Raw genomic sequence first — 19154 nt, 5'->3', positions numbered from 1 at the left:
CTAATGACTATTGACCAATGACTGTGGACCTGTCCTTTAACTATCAACTGCGCCTCTGGCGCCCAAACTACTATGGCATTCAAATACGAAGCTACCGTCCAGCACGGTGAAGATACTACCGAATACGTAAGTCTCGGTAAAGATGGCGTTTCCGTCGCCGAATTCGAAGGCAAGAAGATCCTCAAGGTTTCTAAGGAAGCTTTGACAAAGATTGCTCAGGCTGCTTTCGAAGAAGTTGAATTCTGCCTCCGTCCGGCCCACACGGCTAAGGTCGCAAAGATCCTCCAGGATCCGGAAGCTTCGGATAACGACAAGTTTGTCGCCCTCACCATGCTCAAGAACGCATGCGTTGCCGCCAAGGGCATCCTCCCGTTCTGTCAGGATACCGGTACGGCTATTTGCGTTGCCCACAAGGGTCAGCAGGTTTGGACGGGCTTTGATGACGCCGAAGCTATTTCTGAAGGTGTCTACAACGCCTACACGACCAAGAACCTTCGCTACAGCCAGATTGCTCCCTTGACGATGTACGAAGAAAAGAACACCGGTTGCAACCTCCCGGCTCAGATTGATATCCACGCCGAAGAAGGTGCCGAAATGAAGTTCCTGTTTGTGGCGAAGGGCGGTGGCTCTGCCAATAAGACTTATTATTGGCCGATGACCAAGGCGCTCCTCAACCCGAAGTCCTTGGAAAAGTTCCTCGCCGAAAAGGTGAAGACTCTCGGTACAGCCGCTTGCCCTCCGTACCACCTCGCTATCGTGATTGGCGGTACCTCTGCCGAAATGAACACGCACATGGTGAAGCTCGCTAGCTGCGGCTACCTCGACGATATTCCGACGAGCGGTTCCGAAGGCGGCCGTATCTTCCGCGACCTTGAAATGGAAGAAAAGGTTCTCCACATTTGCCAGAAGACGGGCATTGGCGCTCAGTTCGGTGGCAAGTACCTCGTACACGATGTCCGCGTGATCCGCGCTCCGCGTCATGCTGCTAGCTGCCCGGTTTCTATCGGTGTTTCTTGCTCAGCTGACCGTAACATCAAGGCTAAGATTGACGAAAACGGTCTTTGGCTCGAAAAGATGGAACACCATCCGGAAAATTACATCCCGGCTGGCAACGCCGTGAACCTCGCTCCGGCTATCGAAATTGACCTCGACCGTCCGATGAAGGAAGTGCTCGCTGACCTCACCAAGTATCCGGTGAAGACGCGCCTTTCCCTCAAGGGTACGATGATTGTGGCCCGCGACATGGCCCACGCGAAGATTGCTGAAATCTTCGACAAGCAGGAACGCGGCGAAGAACTCACGGACGAAGAAAAGACCGTGCTCAAGGTTGTTTCTGACCACCCGATTTACTACGCTGGTCCGGCCAAGACTCCGGCAGGCATGCCCACGGGTAGCTTCGGCCCGACGACGGCTAATCGCATGGACCCGTACGTGATGCGCTTCCAGAGCAAGGGTGCTTCGATGATCATGGTCGCCAAGGGCAACCGCTCTCAGGACGTGACCGACGCTTGCAAGAAGTACGGTGGATTCTTCCTCGGCTCTATCGGTGGTCCGGCTGCAATCCTCGCTGAACAGAACATTCTGTCCAACGACATCGTGGCCTTCCCGGAACTCGGCATGGAAGCCATCCGCAAGATCACTATCAAGGACTTCCCGGCATTCATCCTCGTGGATGACAAGGGCAACAACTTCTTTGAAGGACTGATTTAAAAGATGTTGCCCTTGTGCCAAGCGGATGCGGCTCGTTTTGACGAGCCGTAGAAGCGCGGAGTATTTGGCGTCGTAAGTTCTTTAATGCGATAGCCAAATACGGAGTCTCATTGGGGCAACAACTTCTTCGAAGGCTTGATTTAGTCGGAATCTCCTTCCTTTAGAAACGCCCCGCAAGTTTGTGCTTGCGGGGTGCTTTTGTTTGGTTGTGAGGAGTGTGTTATTTCGTATTTGAAATTCGAATTGTTTTGCTATTGGTCTTGATGACGTAAATGCCACCTGGTAGATTTACACGAGCTTTATCCCAAATGTTTTGCATAGAGCTTTCACTTGCTTGGAATGAGGTCACGCGGTTCCCAAGGACATCATAGACGGAGTAGGCTTGCGATGAATTTGTCCGAATGCTGAATTTAGGCAATGCCGTTTTTTCTTTGGCCGCAGCAATTTCAATCCAATCGAGATTAAAGTATGGCTTGTCGATTCTAATCTTGAGTACGTGTTCGCCCGCGGTAATTGCAGGTACGGTCGTTGTGACGGTTTCGAAGTTTTTCCAGTCACCGGTGTTGGGAACTGTGATTTTGGCGATATCTTTATCATCAACGAGAATGGAGAAGAATGTGCTATCGCTTGGCGACGAGACGCGTGCGGTAATGTCGAGCGAATCGTTCTTGGAAACTTTTACCGTATAACGCAACCAATCGTTGGCATAACCCCAGCCGTAAATAATGGCGTCGCCTGCGCTGTCGAGACCTGCGTTGTCTTCGCGGTAGAGGTTGTTTTCGTTTTCGATATCGCTGTCCAGGAATCCGCGACCGTTTCCGCCCTTGTCGTAATTCTCGGCTTCGATTTTTCCGGGGATGGTAAGCGTATCTTTGAACGGTTCAATTTCGACTTTTTTGGAAATGTCAATTTTACTTCCGTAACCGGCGGCAACGATGTTTGCCTGTACCAAATCGTCAACGGAATCGGGCGGGTTTCCGATGGTCATCACGCCTTCGAAGAACGTTCCTGCGCCGCCGTCGCTGCCGTCACCGCCGTTGCCAAGAACGATGGCGCCTTGCAATTTGCGCGGGCTGTAGCCTCTTTTGCGTGGTCCGTCCCACATGGTGTTGAGGTTTCCTTTTTGGGCACTGCCGCCTTTGAGCTTGAACGTCCCGTCGTTCGGGCCTTTGAGCATGGCGGTCACATAGTCTGCTTCAATAGAAAGTGCGTCCGGCCACGGTGTCGTATGGGTCTTGCCCCATTGCCAACCAGCATCGTTTCCCTTGAACACTCCGTCTTCCAAGTCGGCGGCAACCCACGGACCGTTTCCTTGTCCTGGACCGCCCCAGTCCTTGTCGCTTCCGAAGTAGATGCATTCCATGGTTCCCGGGCCATCATCGTTACCGGTCGTTTCTGCGTTTCCGTAGTTGAAACAGCAAAGGTCGTTGTAATGCCTGCCATCAACCACCATGTACATGGATTCTTCTTCGTCTCCGGTGGCTACACCTTTGGTGTTGTTATTGCGGTAACCGGTAGCGGACCAGGCGTCGCGATAGAATCCGTAAGCCTTGTGCCCGCTGATGTAAATCGGGGCTCTGTTGGCGTCCGCTTCCTTGGCGCCTTCTTTTAGCCAATAGACTGGTGGCGATTTTTTCAGGTCGTTCTTGTAGCTGCTCTGATCGTAAATGATTGAAATTGTGCATTTGGAACCTGCACAAAAGTCGTCTTGCACGGAGGATTTGACAAAGCCTCCCGGCTCTTCGACAGGAATGTCCTTGGTTTGCCCATCGGCTCTGCGGACTTGGTAGAGGTTCCCGCTGTAGCTGGAGTAGAGTGCACGTGTCAAGCTGTGTGCTGCGACGCATGGAGTTTTTGCCCTGGCGTAAATGTCGCAAGGGCCTTCGTTAGCATAGACTGTTATGGCTGTAGCCGCTAACAAGGCTACAACCTTGATTGTTGTGTATCGCATCCAAATATCCCCCTTTGGTGATTACTATTAAGAAAATATCTCTTTGTAGGGGATAAATATTGGCTTTTAGAAATCTTCCATTGTCAATTTATCAAAGGCGAATGATCGGATGTTTAAATAACTTTATCTATAACAATACGCCACTCGCCGGGCTTTAATTTGCCAAGCGGAATGTTTCCGATTTGTATGCGGATAAGGCGGAGCGTGGGGAAGCCTACGGCTGCAGTCATGTGGCGAACTTGGCGGTTCTTGCCTTCGATGAGTGTGAGCTTTACCCAGCTAGTGGGAATGTTTGCGCGGAAACGTACCGGCGGATTGCGTTCCCAAATCCAGTCTGGGGCTTCGACAATTTCAGCTTTGCAGGGCTTGGTGTGGTAGCCCTTGATGTCTACGCCTTTGGCGAGCTTACGGACGGCTTCTTCGGTGATTTGACCGTCCACTTGAGCTAAGTATGTGCGCGGGTGCTCGTATTTCGGGTCCAAAAGTTTTTTGATGAGCTTGCCGTTATCAGTCAGGAGCAAAGCGCCTTCGCTATCATGGTCGAGGCGGCCTGCGGCGTACACTCCCGGCGGAAATCCGAAGCTATCGAGGGCGGGGTGGCCCGCTTCGGGGGTGAACTGGCTCAAAACACCAAAAGGCTTATTGAAAATAATAACGGTAGACATGCGCCCAAATGATAAAAAAATTATATTAAAAACCATGATTGATATTTATACTTTGGCGAAAAATCCGCTTGTGTTCCAAAAGCCGAGAACAATAACTTCGGCTTATATTGATGTTTCTGGAAAGATGGGCCTTGCACAGACTGTGCTCATGGTCCAGGACAATATTACAGAAAATTTTGGCGCCATGAAAATGGATAATTTCGTGGTGAAAGAAAAGGGCGGCTTTTGGGTCGTTTACAAGGCGAAGTTCAAGTTCCTCAAGCGCCCGTATTGGCGCGATAAAGTCGTGACAACGTCCTTCCCGGCAGATAATCAGCTGATTCGTTTGAACGAAAATACGGCAATTACCACGGTGGAAGGCGAACCGATTATTTTTGCAAAACAGGAAATGTGTTGTCTGAGCTTGGATCGCCATCGCCCGATGCGCCTTTCGGATGTGGACTTCCCGACGGAAGGATTCCCGGATGCGTTTATGACGGACGAATTCGACCGCTTTAACGTGAAGCCCGAAGAATACGAAGAAGTTTATCAGCAAAAGGTGTTGCCGCAACATATCGATATGTCGCACCACATGAACAACATCGAGTACGTGAAGCTTGCGTTGAACGTGTTTAGCGCTTCGGATTTGGAACTCTGCATCCCGTCAGAGCTCGAAGTTCATTACTTGGGCGAATCCGAAGAAGGGCAGACGATGAGAGTCTTCCGTGCCGATCACAACGGTGCTACGTACATGCGCATCCTTGACGAAAATGATCGCGCCGTCTTCGAGATGAAACTCCGTATGATGTAATGGCGACTGTCATTCCGGCCTCTGTGCCGGAATCGCCTTTTATCCTAAAACTTGAAAGAACTCCGGACGGTGAAAGTCCGGTTTTTCTGTTTCTATGCGGAACGCGCTCAGGTAATGGGGCGTGTTTGCTTTATCGGCGCACTTGTAGAGGTTCCCGCGGAGTGGCGCCTCGAATGCTTTGATTCCAAAAATTTCGGCAGGAATTTCAATCGACATTGTCCAGTAGACGGAATCGTCCTGGATGCTTGGCGCTGTTCCCGAACGCTTGATTTTTGCAATTGCTTCAAGCGAAAGCGTTTGTCTGTTATTGCGATCGGTGCCGCGGGCAGCAAGTACAAATCCTCGGCTTGTCGTTTCGAAGTTGAAATATTCGGCTGGGTTTGCTGGGTTCTGCAAAAAGATTTCCACGCAGGAATCTTCCCAGCTGCGTCCGTTGTCTTTCTGAACGGCGGCGCGGTAGCAGTCTACAGGTTCTTCAACGGTAAACTTGACGACGATGCAATTTGTCGTTTGCGAAAACTCGGCAGTGACCATCGGGTGGATGATACCCTGATTTGCCGTCCATTTCATATTCGGTTTTAATAGCATGGGTAGAAATTAGAAAAAGTTATTGGTAGTTAGTTATTGGTTATTAGTCAATAGTTGATTATTGAAACTAAAGATTTTCTAATGACCATTGACTAATGACTATTGACCTTATTTTATAACTTTAATTTAATGTGGATAAAGTATTAAATTTGATTAACTTATATGAATTAAAAGGGCTGATTAATCAGTGATTAAATCGATTAATCACTTTTTTATTCGAATGAAAATGCCGAATTTTGCATAAAAACGCCGATTTTGTCTTTGGCACGTCTTTTGCATACTGTGTAGCGTTCCGCAAGAATGCGAGTGCGTTCAATTGCGGTTAATCTTCAAAAAAATAGGAGGCCGATATGGCTGAAAAAACAGAAAAGAAAACTCCGGGTTTCCCTGCAATGTCCCCGGCATTTGATTGCCTTGCCGTGACGAATGTTCAAGTATTTCCGTTCAAGGAAGGTGCAAACCTTGGCCACATGAAGGGGCTTGCGACCATCGTGTTGAACGACCAAATCCAGATTCGCGGGCTCCGCGTGATGGATGGCGAAAATGGCATGTTTGTGGGCTACCCGATTGATACGTTCTACAAGGGCGAAGATTATCGTACTGTGTGTTTGCCGATTACGCGTCAGCTGCGTGAACACATTGAAAATTGCGTGCTTGAAAAGTATCAGGCTGCAGTAGCTTAAGGTAGGTGCAAGTTGTTTCGCAGAATCCGTTCTTATTGCTTGTTTGGAATAAAGGCTGTTCCTGTTAGTGTAGAAGTCGATGCCGCTCAAGGACTGCCTGGGTTTACTCTTGTTGGGCTTCCGGACAATGCGGTAAGGGAATCTCGAGAACGTGTTGTTTCGGCGATACGTTCCATCGGAAAAGTGGTGACCGGTTTTCGTACAACGGTAAACTTGTCACCTGCGGATCTGCGAAAGGAGGGGAGTGCGTTAGACCTTCCGCTGGCGATTGGCTTGCTTGTTTCAACGGGGGAGATTGAAGTCCCGCAGTTGGAACGTTATGTCTTTGTGGGCGAACTTTCATTGGATGGTTTGTTGAAGCCTGTCCGTGGTGTGTTATCCATTGCAATGAATTTGTCTACAGAACGTGGGTGTATTCTCGTTATTCCGCGCGGGAATGTGCAGGAGGCTTCGCTGGTGGAAGGTCTTCATTTTGTTTGTGCGGATTCACTTGGTGAATGTGTTGAAATCTTGGCGCGCAATTCCAGTCAGAATGTGAAAATTGCAAAAGGGATTGCCTCGTACCGAGTAGATGTTGATGATAAAGTCCCTGATTTTAAGAATGTGGTGGGGATGGAAGGCGTAAAGCGTGCGCTTGAAATTGCCGCTGCTGGTGCGCATAACTTTTTACTTGTTGGGTCGCCTGGTGCGGGCAAGACGCTTTGTGCGAAATGCTTGCCGGGAATTTTGCCCGAGATGACTGAACAGGAAATCTTGGAGACAACGCGAATTCATTCGTGTGCTCGTAGTGCAGGTGATTCTGACGAATTTAAACCTGTGCTTGCTAGACCGTTCCGTTCACCGCATCATTCAGCGTCGATGGTTTCGCTTGTGGGTGGCGGCACTAGGCTTTTGCCGGGCGAGGCGAGCTTGGCGCATAATGGGGTACTGTTTCTGGATGAACTGCCTGAGTTCAACCGGAGTGTCTTGGAAGCGTTACGCGAGCCGATGGAAGAAGGAGAAATATCGGTTAGCCGAGCAAGCGGTACTGTAGTGTGGCCTGCTCGATTTATGATGGGCGCTGCAATGAACCCGTGTCCGTGTGGCTATTCTATGGATCCGAAGCGTGAATGCACTTGCTTACCCGAGGCGCGTAAACGTTATCGTGAAAAAATTTCGGGTCCGCTATTGGACCGTATTGATATTCAAGTGAGCGTGCCGCCTGTAGATGCTGCGATGTTTGCGATAAAAGGACGAGGGGAGTCTTCTGCTGATATTCGTAGGCGCGTATGTGCGGCACGTGCGATTCAGCGGGAACGCTTCCGTAATTTGACGTTTAAATCCAATGCCGAAATGTCATCGGAATACGCACGGAAATTTGCGGCGATGACGCCTGCTATAGAAAGTTTTGCGGTAAATGCTGCCGCTAAAATGGAATTGAGTGCGCGCGGATATTTTAGATTGTTAAAAGTCGCGCGCACGATTGCTGACTTGCGCGGCGCCTCCGCCGTTGATATTATGGATCTTTCCGAAGCCTTGCGCTACCGTGCCTTTAGAGGCTAGTGGCTAATTTGGAAATTTTTGTCATCCTCGACCCTTGAACGCGCAGCGCGAGAGGGGAGGGGATCCAAGAAGAATTTTATATGTCGATAAATATGCAAAAGAAAGGTTTTACATATATCTTATTCAATAAAAAGAATGGAACTCTTTATGTTGGAGTGACTTCTGATTTGAAAAAGCGGGTCTTAGAGCATAAGTCTAAAATCATTCCTGGATTCACGAAAAAATATAATGTGGATAAATTAGGTTATTTTGAAGAGCTAACATCAATTCGCTTTGCTATAGAAAGGGAGAAAAAATTAAAGCGATTGCATCGGTGCGATAAAATAAGATTAATTGAATCTGTTAATTCCGAATGGAAAGATCTTTTTGAATTGATGGCTTAGGAACACTGCTTTCTAGATCCCCTCCCTTCGGTCGAGGATGACTGCTTCGAGGATGACAGACTGGGGAAGTCTCCTTCCTACTTCCTGCCGCCTACTGTCTACTGATTTTAATGCTTGCTTCGGCGCCTAGACAGCCGGGGACCGCCTTAGGCTTTGCAACGGAGACTTCAACGGCGGTTGCTTTGGGGTAATGTTCCAAGACGTATTCTGCAGTCTTTACAACAAGCGTTTCTACCAGCTTGAAACAAGAAAGGCGGATGAACCCTTTAAGTTCTTCCGCCAGCTTTGCATAATCAATAGATTCGTTTAAATCTTCTGTTTCTGCAGCTTTGGCAAAGTCCAACCAAAGGGTCAGGTTCAAGATGATTGGTTGCTCGTTTTCGCGTTCGTAGGGGAGTATGCCTACAATACAATCAAATTGAACGTCCTTGAGTCGGATTCGCCCTTGTTCCATTACCATGCGAACAATACGATAGCTGTAGTCAAGGTAAGTGCCGATACACCAAACCAGATGTTACGAGCCATGGCGTAGGAATCCTTGGTGTCCTTGTTGGTCTGCATTCTCGTTTGGAGATTTGCATAGGTCCAGCCAGATTTCTGAGCAATGAATGCCGATGCGTCTGCTTTGTTCTTGTACCAGTCAACGCATTTTTCTTGGTTGGTTACACCGCTAATTGAGCTACAAGTTCTTTCGATCTTTTCACCGACAATGTTAGCGACACCTTCGAGATCCTTGTAAGCCTTGTCAGCTTCGCTAGACTTCATCTGCTTGAGGACACCGACAACAGCGCTTGTTGCGGCAACTGCAGAAAGTGCAACTGCACTCCAGAAGCGGACTTCGTCAGCAATACCGAAACGGTCGGTAACGTCCTGTGCGGCAGCGGATGCAGAGTAATCGCGAGCGTCTGCACGGGAGTTTGTGCGGCTCAGGTCGCCAGAAACATCGTAGCTGTTGTTGTTCTTTGCTGCAATGATGTCTTCGTCGCAAGAAACGTCGAATTCATCGCATTCCTGTTTGGGAGCAGAACTTGCGGAGGCGGACGGAGCTTCGCCCTTGAGTTCTGTTGCGATGCCGTTCACGAATGTGATTGCGGATGTGGCACCCGGAATGTAAACGTACTTGCCATCGAAGTAGACCTTTTCGGCGTCGTCACCCGGCTTCATGCCGCGGCGAACGTAAAGCTTGGACTTGATGACGTTCTTGTAAGAAACTGTGGAAGGAATGCTCAAAGCGGTCATGGAAGAAAGATCGCCGACTTGACCAATGTAAAGCTGATAAGCATTGAGTCCAGATTCCTGTGCGAACTTCTGACGGAGAACGACGTTTCCGGAAGGAACGGCGGCAGCTTCGTCAACAGAAGCTGTGCTCAGTTCGCCGCTAGAGGCAAAAACTTGATTGTCAGACATGACGGCATCTTTTGCCGTAAAATCAGCGATATCATAAACTCCAGCGAAAGCTGCTGCAGCGGAAAGGCATAGGGCCAATAAGAAAGAACGCTTCATCGTATCTACTCCGAATAATCCAATTTTTTTGGAAAAATATATAAAAAAAACACCGATAGTGAATTATATAATTTTTTTTCACGCGGAGAATCACAAATGCGATGAATAAATTATTGGTGTGATAAAATTATCAATTAATTGTACGGTTTAACGCTTTGTTTGTAAAAATCTGGTTACAAGAAATTCAATCGAAGTGATTGGACGATTGAGGTCTTTAATGTCGTTGTGACACTCCAAGAAGACTTTTCTAACAACTAACGTCTAGTAACTAGTGACTACTTTACTATATGGCGCTCCTTTGGAGCGCATCTAGTACGGCTCGGCAATGTCAAAACAACAAGTTGTTTGACGCTTACAGCGTCCGTGGCTACGGCTCGGTAATAAATTCGCGCAAGTACGATTTTGCTACTCTCGCCTTGTACACTTTTGCCGCTGCTCTCGCCTTTGACGCTCTTTGAGCGTCTTTTGCTGGGCTCAAAAATGAATCTGCAAGCAGCTTCGCTTTGTTCGCCCTACGCAAAAGTTACTATATTTTCATCCGTAAAATTTTAACTCTAAAAAAGAAGGTGCTATAATGGCAAAGCTTTCTATCGAAGATCTCGAACTCGCCGGCAAGCGCGTGTTCATCCGTGTCGACTTCAACGTTCCGCAGGACAAGGTGACTGGCGAAATCACCAACACCAAGCGTATCGAAGCCGCTCTCCCGACCATCCAGTACGCTCTCGAAAAGGGTGCAGCAGTCGTGCTCGCTTCCCACCTCGGCCGTCCGAATGGCGAAAAGAACATGAAGTACACGCTCGCCCCGGTTGCTAAGAAGCTCGAAGAACTCATCAAGAAGCCGGTGAAGTTCCTCCCGGACTGCGTTGGTCCGGAAGTTGAAGCTGCCTGCGCTGCTATCAAGCCGGGTGAAATCATCCTCCTCGAAAACCTCCGCTTCCACATCGAAGAAGAAGGCAAGCGCAAGATCAAGAACGCCGATGGCACCGAAACTAAGGAAAAGGCCGACAAGGAAGCCGTCAAGGCATTCCGCGCAAGCCTCACCAAGCTCGCTGACGTTTATGTGAACGACGCTTTCGGTACCGCTCACCGCGACCACTCTTCCATGACTGGTGTTGAACTCCCGCAGCGTGCTGCTGGTTTCCTCATGAACAAGGAACTCAAGGCATTCGACCAGGTCCTCAACAATCCTCCGCGTCCGTTCCTTGCCATCCTCGGCGGTGCAAAGGTCGCTGACAAAATCCAGCTCATCAACAACCTCCTCGACAAGGCCGACAAGATCATCATCGGCGGTGGCATGGCTTTCACCTTCAAGAAGGTTCTCAACAACATCGAAATCGGTTCTTCTTTGTTTGACGAAGAAGGTGCCAAGCTCGTTCCGGATCTGATGGCCAAGGCTAAGGCTGCTGGCAAGGAAATCATCCTCCCGGTCGACTACATCGCTGCTGACAAGTTCGCTGCCGACGCTGCTACCAAGGCTGTCTCTGACGCTGAAGGCATTCCGGCTGGCTGGATGGGCCTCGATGTGGGCGCTGAATCCACCAAGCTCTTCGTGAACGCTATCAAGTCCGCAAAGACCATCGTTTGGAACGGTCCTGCAGGCGTGTTCGAATTCGAAGCCTTCGAAAAGGCTACCAAGGCTATGGCTGACGCTATCGTCGAAGCTACCGCTGCTGGCGCAATCACCGTTATCGGTGGTGGCGATACCGCTACGGCTGCCAAGAAGTACGGCGCAGACAAGAAGGTGACCCACACCTCTACGGGTGGTGGCGCTTCCCTCGAACTCCTGGAAGGTAAGGTTCTTCCGGGTGTTGCAGTGCTTACTGACAAGTAATTCAAAATAAAATTTTGGATTTTAAAAGCTCCGCATTTTTGTGCGGAGTTTTTTATATTAATTCGCATGAAAATTATTTTGTTGTGTGTCGCGTTGTTGATGATGCCATGCTTGGCTGATGAACCGGCTACTGTTACGCCAGTTGATTCGGCGGCGTATTATCAGAAAATGTACGAGTACAACTTGGAAAAATATCACACCGATGTTTTTGTGAAAGACGTGATGTTTTGGACTTATATTGGGGGCATGATCGCGTCTGGTTGTATCTCTTTACCTGTGGCTTTGGGTGCGGGATCTCGCGGTGGAAAAATGTCTACCATGGAAATGGTTGGTATTATCGCTCCCTTAGCTATTATGGGAACGGCTGGGATTGGATATATAATCTTTGAAATCGCGACTTTACTCCGTCGCAGTAAGTATGAAAAATACTACCAAAAGTGGGAAATTTCTAAAAATTCAAGCAATTCCATGCAGGTTGGAATCGCTCCCTTGCTGAATCCACTGGATGGGCGTTACGGCGCCGTTTTGGCGTTTTCGTTCTAGTCTTGTTCGCCTTGCTTGGGCTCGGCGGTTTCGTCGTGTTCCTCGATTTTTGAGACTTTGGTGAACCAGTAGTCTTCGCTGTTGATGGAACTCATGTTGCCGATGAGCTGGTCGAGGTCAAGATTTTGAATGTCGTTGTTTTCGTTAGGCATGTCTAGAATATATATATTTATAAGAAAAGGTGATGCCGTCCCCATTCGCGGATCATGACCACATAAGCGCTAAAGCGCAAGTGGTCAAAGAACACGGAGGCCGGCGAGACAATGTAAAAGGAGCTTTTATGTCAATTGCTGAATTTTCGAAGAAATTCCATGCGGATAAGCGCGGTAACTGTGCCATGGCTGTTGCTTATGGCTATGCGCGAGCAACGGGCAAGTCCGAAGAAGAGGCGGTGAAGGCTGCCGAAATGTTCCGTGCGTTTGGCGGCGGCAAGGCTCCGGACGGCTTGTGCGGGGCGCTCTATGCCGCGAAGATGATGCAGCCCGACCATGCTGAATCGATTGAAGAAGTCTTTAAGCGCGGGGCGCAAGGCTGTACCAAGTGTAAGGAAATTCGCCCGAATAAGATCATCCCGTGCAATCGTTGCGTGGAACTGGCGGGCGAAGCGTTGGATTTTTTAGAAAAGTAACTGGATGCTTCGGGCGTTTGCCCTCAGCATGACGTTAAGGATTGTAGTCCACTTCCTACCGTCTACTTCCTATGTCTACTAATCTCACGTTCAAGAGGTCTTCTTCCCAAGCGTCTTTGAGCTTGCGGAGGGCTTCGAGGGACTTGTCGTCGGCACCGCTTTCGTCTCGCTTTTGCATGAGCTGCTTGTAGCTTTCGGCGAGTTCGCTTGCATGCGGATAATTCGGGGCGAGTTTTGCGAGTTCGTCTAGTATGGTATTGTCAGAATACAGGCGGGCAATGCCTTCTAGGCTGCTTTCGATATATTTTTGCGTATTGTTTTCGCTTTTGAATGTATAGGCTTCTTGAAATTCGAGAGGTCTAATTTTGTCCATCCAGGCAGATTCTGCAATATAAAGCTCGTTGTCTTCGGCGATGGCGTCTTTACGACCGAAAATGGCTAACTGCGACTTGAGGAACGGACGGTAGCTTTCGATGTCGATTTCTATCGATGCGCGTTCGGCAAAATCGGCAAGATTTTTGAGGTTTGTTTCCGAAGGATTATTCAGGAGGCATTCCTTGAGCACCGCCAGCTGATCTTTGGCGGGGAGTCGCTTGAATGACTCAGAACGGCTTGTATTGGCGCGGATTCTCAAGCGCAAAATGCGCAAGAGCAAAAGCATCATGGCGATAAAAAAAATAATGGACCAATTCACGCGCGAAAAAATAGATAATCTGTTCAAAAAGAGCTTGTGAACGCTGTGTTTTTTTCGATATAATACGGTAATTGTTGAAATTTCTCAAGATTTTATGTTTTTACATATATTTTGCAATATTGCAAGACCTCTTTTCATTTTATTTGGTTTATATTTAGGTGGAATTGTTGTAACCTATCTTTAGGTGGAGATTGGAATATTATGAAATTTTATAGATGGATAACCCTCGGTGCTCTGTTTGGTTGTTCCGTTGTTGCTTTTGCCCAGACCCAGGATGTCCGTACGTTGGATATTGTGATTCGCGATTTTCAGCCGAATCACCCTGACTTTGAAAATTTCTCGGAAGAATCAGTTAATCATATTAACGAAATCTATAATTACAGGACCGCTACCGGCGCAGCCATGAATATGTTTGGCTACGACAATGCATGGTATGCCAATGCTCCTTATCACACTACTTGTGGTAACATGAATACATTCCGGGAGGGGATCGTGGGTGCCCAGATTGGTACCGATGGTCTTCCGATTCAGGCGAACTTGCTCTTGCCGGGTTATTTGCAAGGGACTTCTACTACTAGAACCGTGTTGGAATACGGTGAATGCTCCCAGAAAAACGGCAATATTACACTTCGTGGTTACAAGAATGCTGAAGAAAATGTCAGTGGCTACAAGTGCCCAGGTGGCGGTATGAACTGGAATAACCCGGTTATTTACACGCCGGGGATGGTAAAGCCGTATTTGATGTTTGTTCCTAAGGAAGAAGGCAAAATCGATATGCTTAACGATGTTGTCATCCTTAAGCAGAATGACCTTTGTGATAACTCCCTTTTTGACCAGTGGTTCCTTGATGTTCCTGGCCAGAATAAACGTGTCAATACGACGATGGATATCCCGAAGGATACGCAATCCAAGTATTACATTTATGACTATAACTACAATAATGGTGGTTATTCTCCGCTCGACAGTATTAACCCGCTTACGAGAGAATGGGTTGGTCCGAAGTCCTGTAATGCCTCTATTCAGCCGAATGGTGTGTGCGATCAGTTTGGTCCGCAGACGCTCTCCATTTTCTGCCCGCCGTACAATTATCAGTATGCTAAAGATCAGGCTGACTTCTTGGGACAGAATACGGCTAAGCTCTGCACGGACTGGTTGAATCAGGGTGGTCCGCGTGCTGTGAACCCGACTGGAAATGGTTATAGTGCCGCATGGAACGCCGCTGCTATGAATGGTAGCCTCGGCATGCAGCATCTCCGTAACTACGCTTTCACTATGATGGGTTATGCAAGTTTCAAGTATAAGTCTTCTAACCAGCTCCCGACTCCGGAAGTGTTTGAATTCGCCGGTGACGATGACATGTGGATCTTTGTGGACGGTGTGCTTGTTGTGGACTTGGGCGGTACGCACTTGGCTGCTCCGGGTAAGGTCAATATCCAGACTTTGGCTATGAACAACCATGGTTGCCATGCTGGTGAACCGCTTGCCACTTATACCAACTGCTTGAATTCTAGTGACGTGTCTGGCTGGGCTGATGATACCTGGCATCATTTGCACTTCTTCTATGCTGACCGCCAGTCCGATGGTTCTAACATTTACATCCGTACGTCTCTTGCTGAACTCGCTCCGTCTCGCTATGGTCAGCCTTCTGTGAGCGATGTCGTTGTGAAGGTGGACGAAAACGGTGTGTCTCATAACAGCATGTATATGAACGTCCCGCTTGCTGACTCCAGCCTTGCCGCTATCCAGAACTCGGGTAATATGGGCATCCCGGCGATGGTGGTTTTGCGTGAAGTGACTGATGCAAATGGTGTGAAGCAGACTGTTGTCTATGGTTTCTATGTAACTTCGATGACGGGACCGATTGACAAGGGTGCCGATGGTCAGATGTACCAGTTTGAAGGTGTTGTGAAGGATGCTGCTGGCAATATTGTCGATGGCGGACTTTTGGGCGATGACCGCATTGCTTTCAACGTACCGTTTAGTCAGGGACTTCATGACGATGGCAACGGTGGTAACTATACGGATATCGAATGGTCTCAGTTGATGTTCTGGTCTCAGAAGGTGAATTTCTATGTGGCTTCTAGTTCTGGCAAGCACGTGGAAGGCTTTGATGAACGTGAAAAGTGGGGTAAGATTTCTTATACCGCTGTGGCTACGACGCCTGTGATTCCTGATGACCCGGCATACGACCGTCCGGACTTTACGGAAGAAGCTCAGAAGCTTTCGGATCTTGCAGAAAGCAATGATGGTACGATTCCGACAGACATGACTGCAGACCTCGTTTTGACTCCGATTCCGGCTGTCAGTGGCACCGACCCGCTGAAGTGGGCTAAGGATCATGCCGATGAAACTATGGCTTCTGGTGGCAAGGGCAATACAGTTGTTGCTAATGGCGTTGTTTATGGCGCTGGTCAGGCTACGAATTCGACTCTCTGCTATAATGATGGTTCTTCTAAGATTCCGGGCAAGAAGAGTAATGAATCTTGTTCTGAATGGCATTTCTCGACAACTCAGCCGTTCCAGGTAAATATTCGCGTGTTTGACCACTTGGGTCACTTTGTGAACCAGTACAACAAGCGCGTGACTAAGGAAGAATATGAAAAGGCTCTGGGTACAGGTAATCCGTCTGCTCCGAATGGTATGGAAGTTCCTGGTTGCTCCAATACAAAGCTCTATGGTGCATCGGGTGCCATGACTGCTACGATCAAGATGTATCCGGTGACGGATAAGGGTCGCTTGCTTGCAACGGGTCCGTACATTTACCAGATGACCGTCGTTAAGGAAGCCTACGAATACTGCTATCTGAGTAACGGTAATAACGCAACGGTGATGACGATGCCGTTCCAGCGTACTACTGAAACGACGAGACGTGGTTACCGTAGAACCGCTAAGAAGAAATAAGATTTCTTAGAGATTTTCAAGACTCCCTGTGGTGAATGCCACGGGGAGTTTTTTAATAGTCAATGGTCAATAGTCTTTGGTTGCTAGAAAAATGCGCGAGAATTGCGCAGGAATGGCTAGAGAGGCTTCGCAATTAATGCGAAGGGCTCTGCATCGGTGACGCGGACGCGGAGCGTTTGCCCGGCAGGGAATGTGCCTTGAAGGGCGACTGGGCGGTACGCCTCGTTGCGGGCGATTGTGGTTCCGGCACGGTAGCCTTGCTTTTCAGTGACGACGGTACATTCATCGCCAATCCATTCGCTGTTGTTCTCGATGGCAATTTGCTGGAATGCTTCGGCGAGAATCGCGGAACGCTCGTGCTTGACGGTGTCGGGGACTGCAAGGGGGGCGGGGGCGAGACGTTCTGAATTGCTAGCTTCGAGATGCGCGCTGTTTATTGTTGACTCAAGATGCGCGGCGACAGTGCCTGGGCGCGCGACAAAACGCGTGATGTTGCAGACTGTCGGGCGAGTTTCTTTCAAAAGCTTTAACGTGTCGTTGAAATCTGCGTCGGTTTCGCCGGGATAGCCGACGATAAGGTCGGTGCTGAGCGTGAACTTGCGGAATCGCTCGGTAAAGGCGTGGGCGAGGGTCGCGTAGTCGCGTGCGGTGTGGCGACGGTTCATCGCCTTGAGCACGTTTTCGCTGCCGCTCTGGACGGGAATGTGGATGAACTTGTAAATGCGATCATCCGTGAAGCAATCCAAAAGCGCTTCTTGATAGCCGAGGACATGGCGCGGATTGCCCATGCCGAGGCGGATGCGGTAATTGCCGTTCACGTGTGTGAGGATTCTTTGCGTGAGTTCAGCGAGATTCGTGCCGATGTCAAAACCGTAGCAGGCGCAGTCTTGGCCGGTGAGCTGGATTTCGAGGCAATCGTCATCGACGAGCGCTTGGACTTGATCCACGATGGTTTGAGGCGCAAAGCTGTGGAGGCGTCCTTTGACGAGATGCGTGCTGCAGAAGGCGCATGCGTCGAGACAGCCTTCTTCGATGTTCACTATGCCGACGAACGGGGATTCGCGAAGGACATTGCGAGAGGCTTTATTGCTGTCGGGAGTGCGCGCGTTTATCTGGCTTGAGGGTGATTGCGCGGGCTGGGTTGGTAATGCTGCCGAATCTTCAAGTTCTTTCAGGCTTGTGAATTGAACGTGTGGAACGGTGCGGAGCGCTTCTTCGCAGAAGTCCTTGGGGGCGCAACCCGTGATGTATATGGGAACGCCCGGAAATGTGCTCGCTGCTTTGCGCAGAAGCTTCATGGCGCCTGCATTGCCTTTAACCGTACAAACGTTCAAGTAGAATGCTTCGGGCTTTTCAGTGCGGAAGTCCGCGGCATTCTCGGCTTTTGTGGAATGCGCCGGCTTCGCTTCTGGAAACTCGAACGTGACTTCGGATTTTTGCGAGAGAATGCGCGCAATCTTTTCACCGTCACCGAAATTTGCGGCACAGCCCTGGCTTAAAACGACTATCATCTCTTGAATTTTTCCAGCGTGATGCCGGGGTAATAGTGCGTTAAAATCTGGATGTAGCTTTGACCGGCCTGTGCGCGAGCGCGAGCGCCCATTTGGCAAAGCCCAACGCCATGCCCGAATCCCTTGCCCTTGAGAATCCATTCATTACCGTTCTTGTGGATGCGGAAAAAGCTGGAGGGGAGGATGGTGCCGCCACGCTTGAAAAGCCAGCGGATTTTGTCTGCTTTGGCAGTGAAAGAACCGTTGTTCGTTTCGATGACGAGCGTGTGGATGCGACCGCTCTTGAGCGTGTCTTGAATGTGCATCGACTTGATACTCGAAAAACTCGGGACGTTTGCTTTTGCTTCTTTTGCGTTTATCTGGAATAAATCACGAAGTTCATCTTCGGTGAATTCACGAGTCCATTCCGAGTAGCTTGATTCGCGGCACCACGGCGTTCCGTCGGGGCGGAGGTCGGGCTTGTTCTTGAGATAGGGGTGGTCTGGGCGACCCCAGGTAACAACGCCTTCGGTTTCGCCTCCGCAAGTGGAATGGTAATAGGCGGTGATGAATTCTCCGTTGTACGTCATCACGACGCCTTCGGTTTCGCGGACGGCTTTGTCTGTAAGTTCTGTGGCGCTGTGGAGACCTTTGTAGACTTGGTCGCGTGTGTCGGCGTAAACGTCAAAGCCTTGTGCAACTCGACTGCCGAAGTGCTTGTACGCGTAGGTGCGTGCGGCAACAGCTTGTGCCTTGAGTGCTTCGAACTTGGATTCGTCGAGTTTGCCGATTTCGTAAGGAACGACGCCACGCAAGTAATCTTCAATGTCGATGACATTGATGGCGTTTAGCTTGTTGCCATTGGCGGTGACGATAAATTCACCGTTGTAGCAGGCTTTATTGAGGCCTGCCTTGTCTGTTGCAATGGCGATGCAATCGCTTGCGGAAGATCCTGTGGCCTTGAAAACGCGTCGGTCTGCGGTTTGCTGGCGCTTTGATTTTGTCTTGATTTTAAGTTTGCCTTTAGAGGCGGTGATGTGCAGTTCTTCGTTCTTTTGACGGACGAAAATGTTTGGCACACCGACAAAGACGCCCACCTGGATAGGGCGGTTGAGTTCTTTGGCTATTTTTTGAGGAACGATGGTCTGCTCAGATACGCTGTTTGCTTCGATCGGGCTATACTCAGAATTGCCGGCCGCAAGAGATGAGGTCGCCAAGGAGAGTGTCGTCAAAGCAACTGCTGAAAATATCC

19 protein-coding genes are annotated in these 19154 nt (G+C 49.3%); 10 read left to right on the top strand and 9 right to left on the bottom strand.

Annotated elements, in window-relative coordinates; all coding sequences use genetic code 11:
• The first annotated feature begins 72 nt into the window (after positions 1-72).
• Positions 73-1710, top strand: coding sequence for a fumarate hydratase (locus BUC30_RS09770; protein WP_012820233.1), 1638 nt, complete (start codon positions 73-75; stop codon positions 1708-1710).
• Positions 1711-1930: 220 nt separating this feature from the next.
• Here BUC30_RS09770 and BUC30_RS09765 read toward each other — a convergent pair whose 3' ends face one another.
• Both BUC30_RS09765 and BUC30_RS09760 read right to left on the bottom strand, forming a co-directional pair.
• Complete coding sequence (locus BUC30_RS09765) at positions 1931-3661, bottom strand: arabinofuranosidase catalytic domain-containing protein (RefSeq protein ID WP_073424649.1); 1731 nt, start codon at positions 3659-3661, stop codon at positions 1931-1933.
• Positions 3662-3774: 113 nt separating this feature from the next.
• Positions 3775-4326, bottom strand: coding sequence for a pseudouridine synthase (locus BUC30_RS09760; RefSeq protein WP_073424648.1), 552 nt, complete (start codon positions 4324-4326; stop codon positions 3775-3777).
• 34 nt (positions 4327-4360) lie between these two features.
• Between BUC30_RS09760 and BUC30_RS09755 the strand changes: the two genes are divergently transcribed.
• Positions 4361-5116: an acyl-[acyl-carrier-protein] thioesterase gene (locus BUC30_RS09755; protein WP_012820229.1), complete on the top strand. Its 756-nt coding sequence runs from the start codon at positions 4361-4363 to the stop codon at positions 5114-5116.
• Positions 5117-5155: 39 nt separating this feature from the next.
• On the opposite strand, the gene BUC30_RS09750 is transcribed toward BUC30_RS09755, so the two are convergent.
• Positions 5156-5686, bottom strand: a complete 531-nt coding sequence (locus BUC30_RS09750) for a carbohydrate-binding family 9-like protein (RefSeq protein ID WP_244536578.1) — start codon at positions 5684-5686, stop codon at positions 5156-5158.
• A 368-nt stretch (positions 5687-6054) separates the two neighbouring features.
• Between BUC30_RS09750 and BUC30_RS09745 the strand changes: the two genes are divergently transcribed.
• The 3 genes from BUC30_RS09745 to BUC30_RS09735 all read left to right on the top strand — a co-directional run bounded on the left by BUC30_RS09745 (position 6055) and on the right by BUC30_RS09735 (position 8312).
• On the top strand, positions 6055-6387 hold the full coding sequence (locus BUC30_RS09745; RefSeq protein ID WP_139260822.1) for a SpoVG family protein: 333 nt from the start codon (positions 6055-6057) through the stop codon (positions 6385-6387).
• A 12-nt stretch (positions 6388-6399) separates the two neighbouring features.
• Positions 6400-7929, top strand: coding sequence for a YifB family Mg chelatase-like AAA ATPase (locus tag BUC30_RS09740; RefSeq protein WP_073424645.1), 1530 nt, complete (start codon positions 6400-6402; stop codon positions 7927-7929).
• A 92-nt stretch (positions 7930-8021) separates the two neighbouring features.
• Positions 8022-8312, top strand: a complete 291-nt coding sequence (locus tag BUC30_RS09735; RefSeq protein WP_073424715.1) for a GIY-YIG nuclease family protein — start codon at positions 8022-8024, stop codon at positions 8310-8312.
• A gap of 91 nt (positions 8313-8403) precedes the next feature.
• Here BUC30_RS09735 and folB read toward each other — a convergent pair whose 3' ends face one another.
• The gene (gene folB, locus BUC30_RS09730; RefSeq protein WP_244536577.1) at positions 8404-8772 is read right to left on the bottom strand and encodes a dihydroneopterin aldolase; all 369 of its coding nucleotides are present in this window, start codon (positions 8770-8772) and stop codon (positions 8404-8406) included.
• On the bottom strand, positions 8766-9815 hold the full coding sequence (locus BUC30_RS09725) for a hypothetical protein (protein ID WP_073424643.1): 1050 nt from the start codon (positions 9813-9815) through the stop codon (positions 8766-8768). Before BUC30_RS09725 ends, folB begins: the two co-directional genes overlap by 7 nt.
• Before the next feature lie 287 nt (positions 9816-10102).
• Here BUC30_RS09725 and BUC30_RS16095 point away from each other — a divergent pair, with 287 nt between their 5' ends.
• The 3 genes from BUC30_RS16095 (at position 10103) to BUC30_RS09715 (ending at position 12189) form a co-directional block, all read left to right on the top strand.
• Positions 10103-10273: a hypothetical protein gene (locus BUC30_RS16095; protein ID WP_170861525.1), complete on the top strand. Its 171-nt coding sequence runs from the start codon at positions 10103-10105 to the stop codon at positions 10271-10273.
• Positions 10274-10389: 116 nt separating this feature from the next.
• Positions 10390-11646 (top strand): phosphoglycerate kinase, encoded by a 1257-nt coding sequence (gene pgk / locus BUC30_RS09720; protein WP_012820223.1) that lies wholly within the window; start codon positions 10390-10392, stop codon positions 11644-11646.
• 66 nt (positions 11647-11712) lie between these two features.
• Complete coding sequence (locus BUC30_RS09715) at positions 11713-12189, top strand: hypothetical protein (RefSeq protein ID WP_073424642.1); 477 nt, start codon at positions 11713-11715, stop codon at positions 12187-12189.
• Here BUC30_RS09715 and BUC30_RS09710 read toward each other — a convergent pair.
• Positions 12186-12341, bottom strand: coding sequence for a hypothetical protein (locus BUC30_RS09710; RefSeq protein ID WP_244536576.1), 156 nt, complete (start codon positions 12339-12341; stop codon positions 12186-12188). The two genes, BUC30_RS09715 and BUC30_RS09710, sit on opposite strands and share 4 nt — an antisense overlap.
• 128 nt (positions 12342-12469) lie before the next feature.
• Here BUC30_RS09710 and BUC30_RS09705 point away from each other — a divergent pair, with 128 nt between their 5' ends.
• On the top strand, positions 12470-12817 hold the full coding sequence (locus tag BUC30_RS09705) for a hypothetical protein (protein ID WP_073424640.1): 348 nt from the start codon (positions 12470-12472) through the stop codon (positions 12815-12817).
• 55 nt (positions 12818-12872) lie between these two features.
• Here BUC30_RS09705 and BUC30_RS09700 read toward each other — a convergent pair whose 3' ends face one another.
• Complete coding sequence (locus tag BUC30_RS09700; RefSeq protein ID WP_139260821.1) at positions 12873-13511, bottom strand: hypothetical protein; 639 nt, start codon at positions 13509-13511, stop codon at positions 12873-12875.
• Between the two features lie 201 nt (positions 13512-13712).
• Here BUC30_RS09700 and BUC30_RS09695 point away from each other — a divergent pair, with 201 nt between their 5' ends.
• Positions 13713-16412: a fibro-slime domain-containing protein gene (locus BUC30_RS09695; protein WP_244536575.1), complete on the top strand. Its 2700-nt coding sequence runs from the start codon at positions 13713-13715 to the stop codon at positions 16410-16412.
• Positions 16413-16528: 116 nt separating this feature from the next.
• On the opposite strand, the gene BUC30_RS09690 is transcribed toward BUC30_RS09695, so the two are convergent.
• Positions 16529-17923, bottom strand: a complete 1395-nt coding sequence (locus BUC30_RS09690) for a radical SAM protein (RefSeq protein ID WP_073424637.1) — start codon at positions 17921-17923, stop codon at positions 16529-16531.
• A complete protein-coding gene (locus BUC30_RS09685) occupies positions 17920-19134 on the bottom strand; it encodes a SpoIID/LytB domain-containing protein (protein WP_244536574.1) in 1215 nt (404 codons plus the stop codon). The genes BUC30_RS09690 and BUC30_RS09685 overlap by 4 nt, the downstream gene beginning before the upstream one ends.
• Between the last annotated feature and the right edge of the window lie 20 nt (positions 19135-19154).

The sequence above is a fragment of the Fibrobacter sp. UWB7 genome, assembly GCF_900142945.1.
GTDB lineage: Bacteria > Fibrobacterota > Fibrobacteria > Fibrobacterales > Fibrobacteraceae > Fibrobacter.
The sequence above is the reverse complement of the archived record's forward strand: the minus strand, read 5'-3'. Positions and strand labels throughout refer to the sequence as shown.

Bases quoted from the DNA above. Each gene is read 5' to 3' on its own strand.
- BUC30_RS09750 (WP_244536578.1), bottom strand. From the start codon at position 5,686: ATGAAATGGACGGCAAATCAGGGTATCATCCACCCGATGGTCACTGCC.
- BUC30_RS09695 (WP_244536575.1), top strand. From the start codon at position 13,713: ATGAAATTTTATAGATGGATAACCCTCGGTGCTCTGTTTGGTTGTTCC.
- pgk (WP_012820223.1), top strand. From the start codon at position 10,390: ATGGCAAAGCTTTCTATCGAAGATCTCGAACTCGCCGGCAAGCGCGTG.
- BUC30_RS09705 (WP_073424640.1), top strand. From the start codon at position 12,470: ATGTCAATTGCTGAATTTTCGAAGAAATTCCATGCGGATAAGCGCGGT.
- BUC30_RS16095 (WP_170861525.1), top strand. From the start codon at position 10,103: ATGGCGCTCCTTTGGAGCGCATCTAGTACGGCTCGGCAATGTCAAAAC.
- BUC30_RS09735 (WP_073424715.1), top strand. From the start codon at position 8,022: ATGCAAAAGAAAGGTTTTACATATATCTTATTCAATAAAAAGAATGGA.
- BUC30_RS09755 (WP_012820229.1), top strand. From the start codon at position 4,361: ATGATTGATATTTATACTTTGGCGAAAAATCCGCTTGTGTTCCAAAAG.
- BUC30_RS09760 (WP_073424648.1), bottom strand. From the start codon at position 4,326: ATGTCTACCGTTATTATTTTCAATAAGCCTTTTGGTGTTTTGAGCCAG.
- BUC30_RS09770 (WP_012820233.1), top strand. From the start codon at position 73: ATGGCATTCAAATACGAAGCTACCGTCCAGCACGGTGAAGATACTACC.
- BUC30_RS09765 (WP_073424649.1), bottom strand. From the start codon at position 3,661: ATGCGATACACAACAATCAAGGTTGTAGCCTTGTTAGCGGCTACAGCC.
- BUC30_RS09725 (WP_073424643.1), bottom strand. From the start codon at position 9,815: ATGAAGCGTTCTTTCTTATTGGCCCTATGCCTTTCCGCTGCAGCAGCT.
- folB (WP_244536577.1), bottom strand. From the start codon at position 8,772: ATGGTAATGGAACAAGGGCGAATCCGACTCAAGGACGTTCAATTTGAT.
- BUC30_RS09710 (WP_244536576.1), bottom strand. From the start codon at position 12,341: ATGCCTAACGAAAACAACGACATTCAAAATCTTGACCTCGACCAGCTC.
- BUC30_RS09745 (WP_139260822.1), top strand. From the start codon at position 6,055: ATGGCTGAAAAAACAGAAAAGAAAACTCCGGGTTTCCCTGCAATGTCC.
- BUC30_RS09715 (WP_073424642.1), top strand. From the start codon at position 11,713: ATGAAAATTATTTTGTTGTGTGTCGCGTTGTTGATGATGCCATGCTTG.
- BUC30_RS09690 (WP_073424637.1), bottom strand. From the start codon at position 17,923: ATGATAGTCGTTTTAAGCCAGGGCTGTGCCGCAAATTTCGGTGACGGT.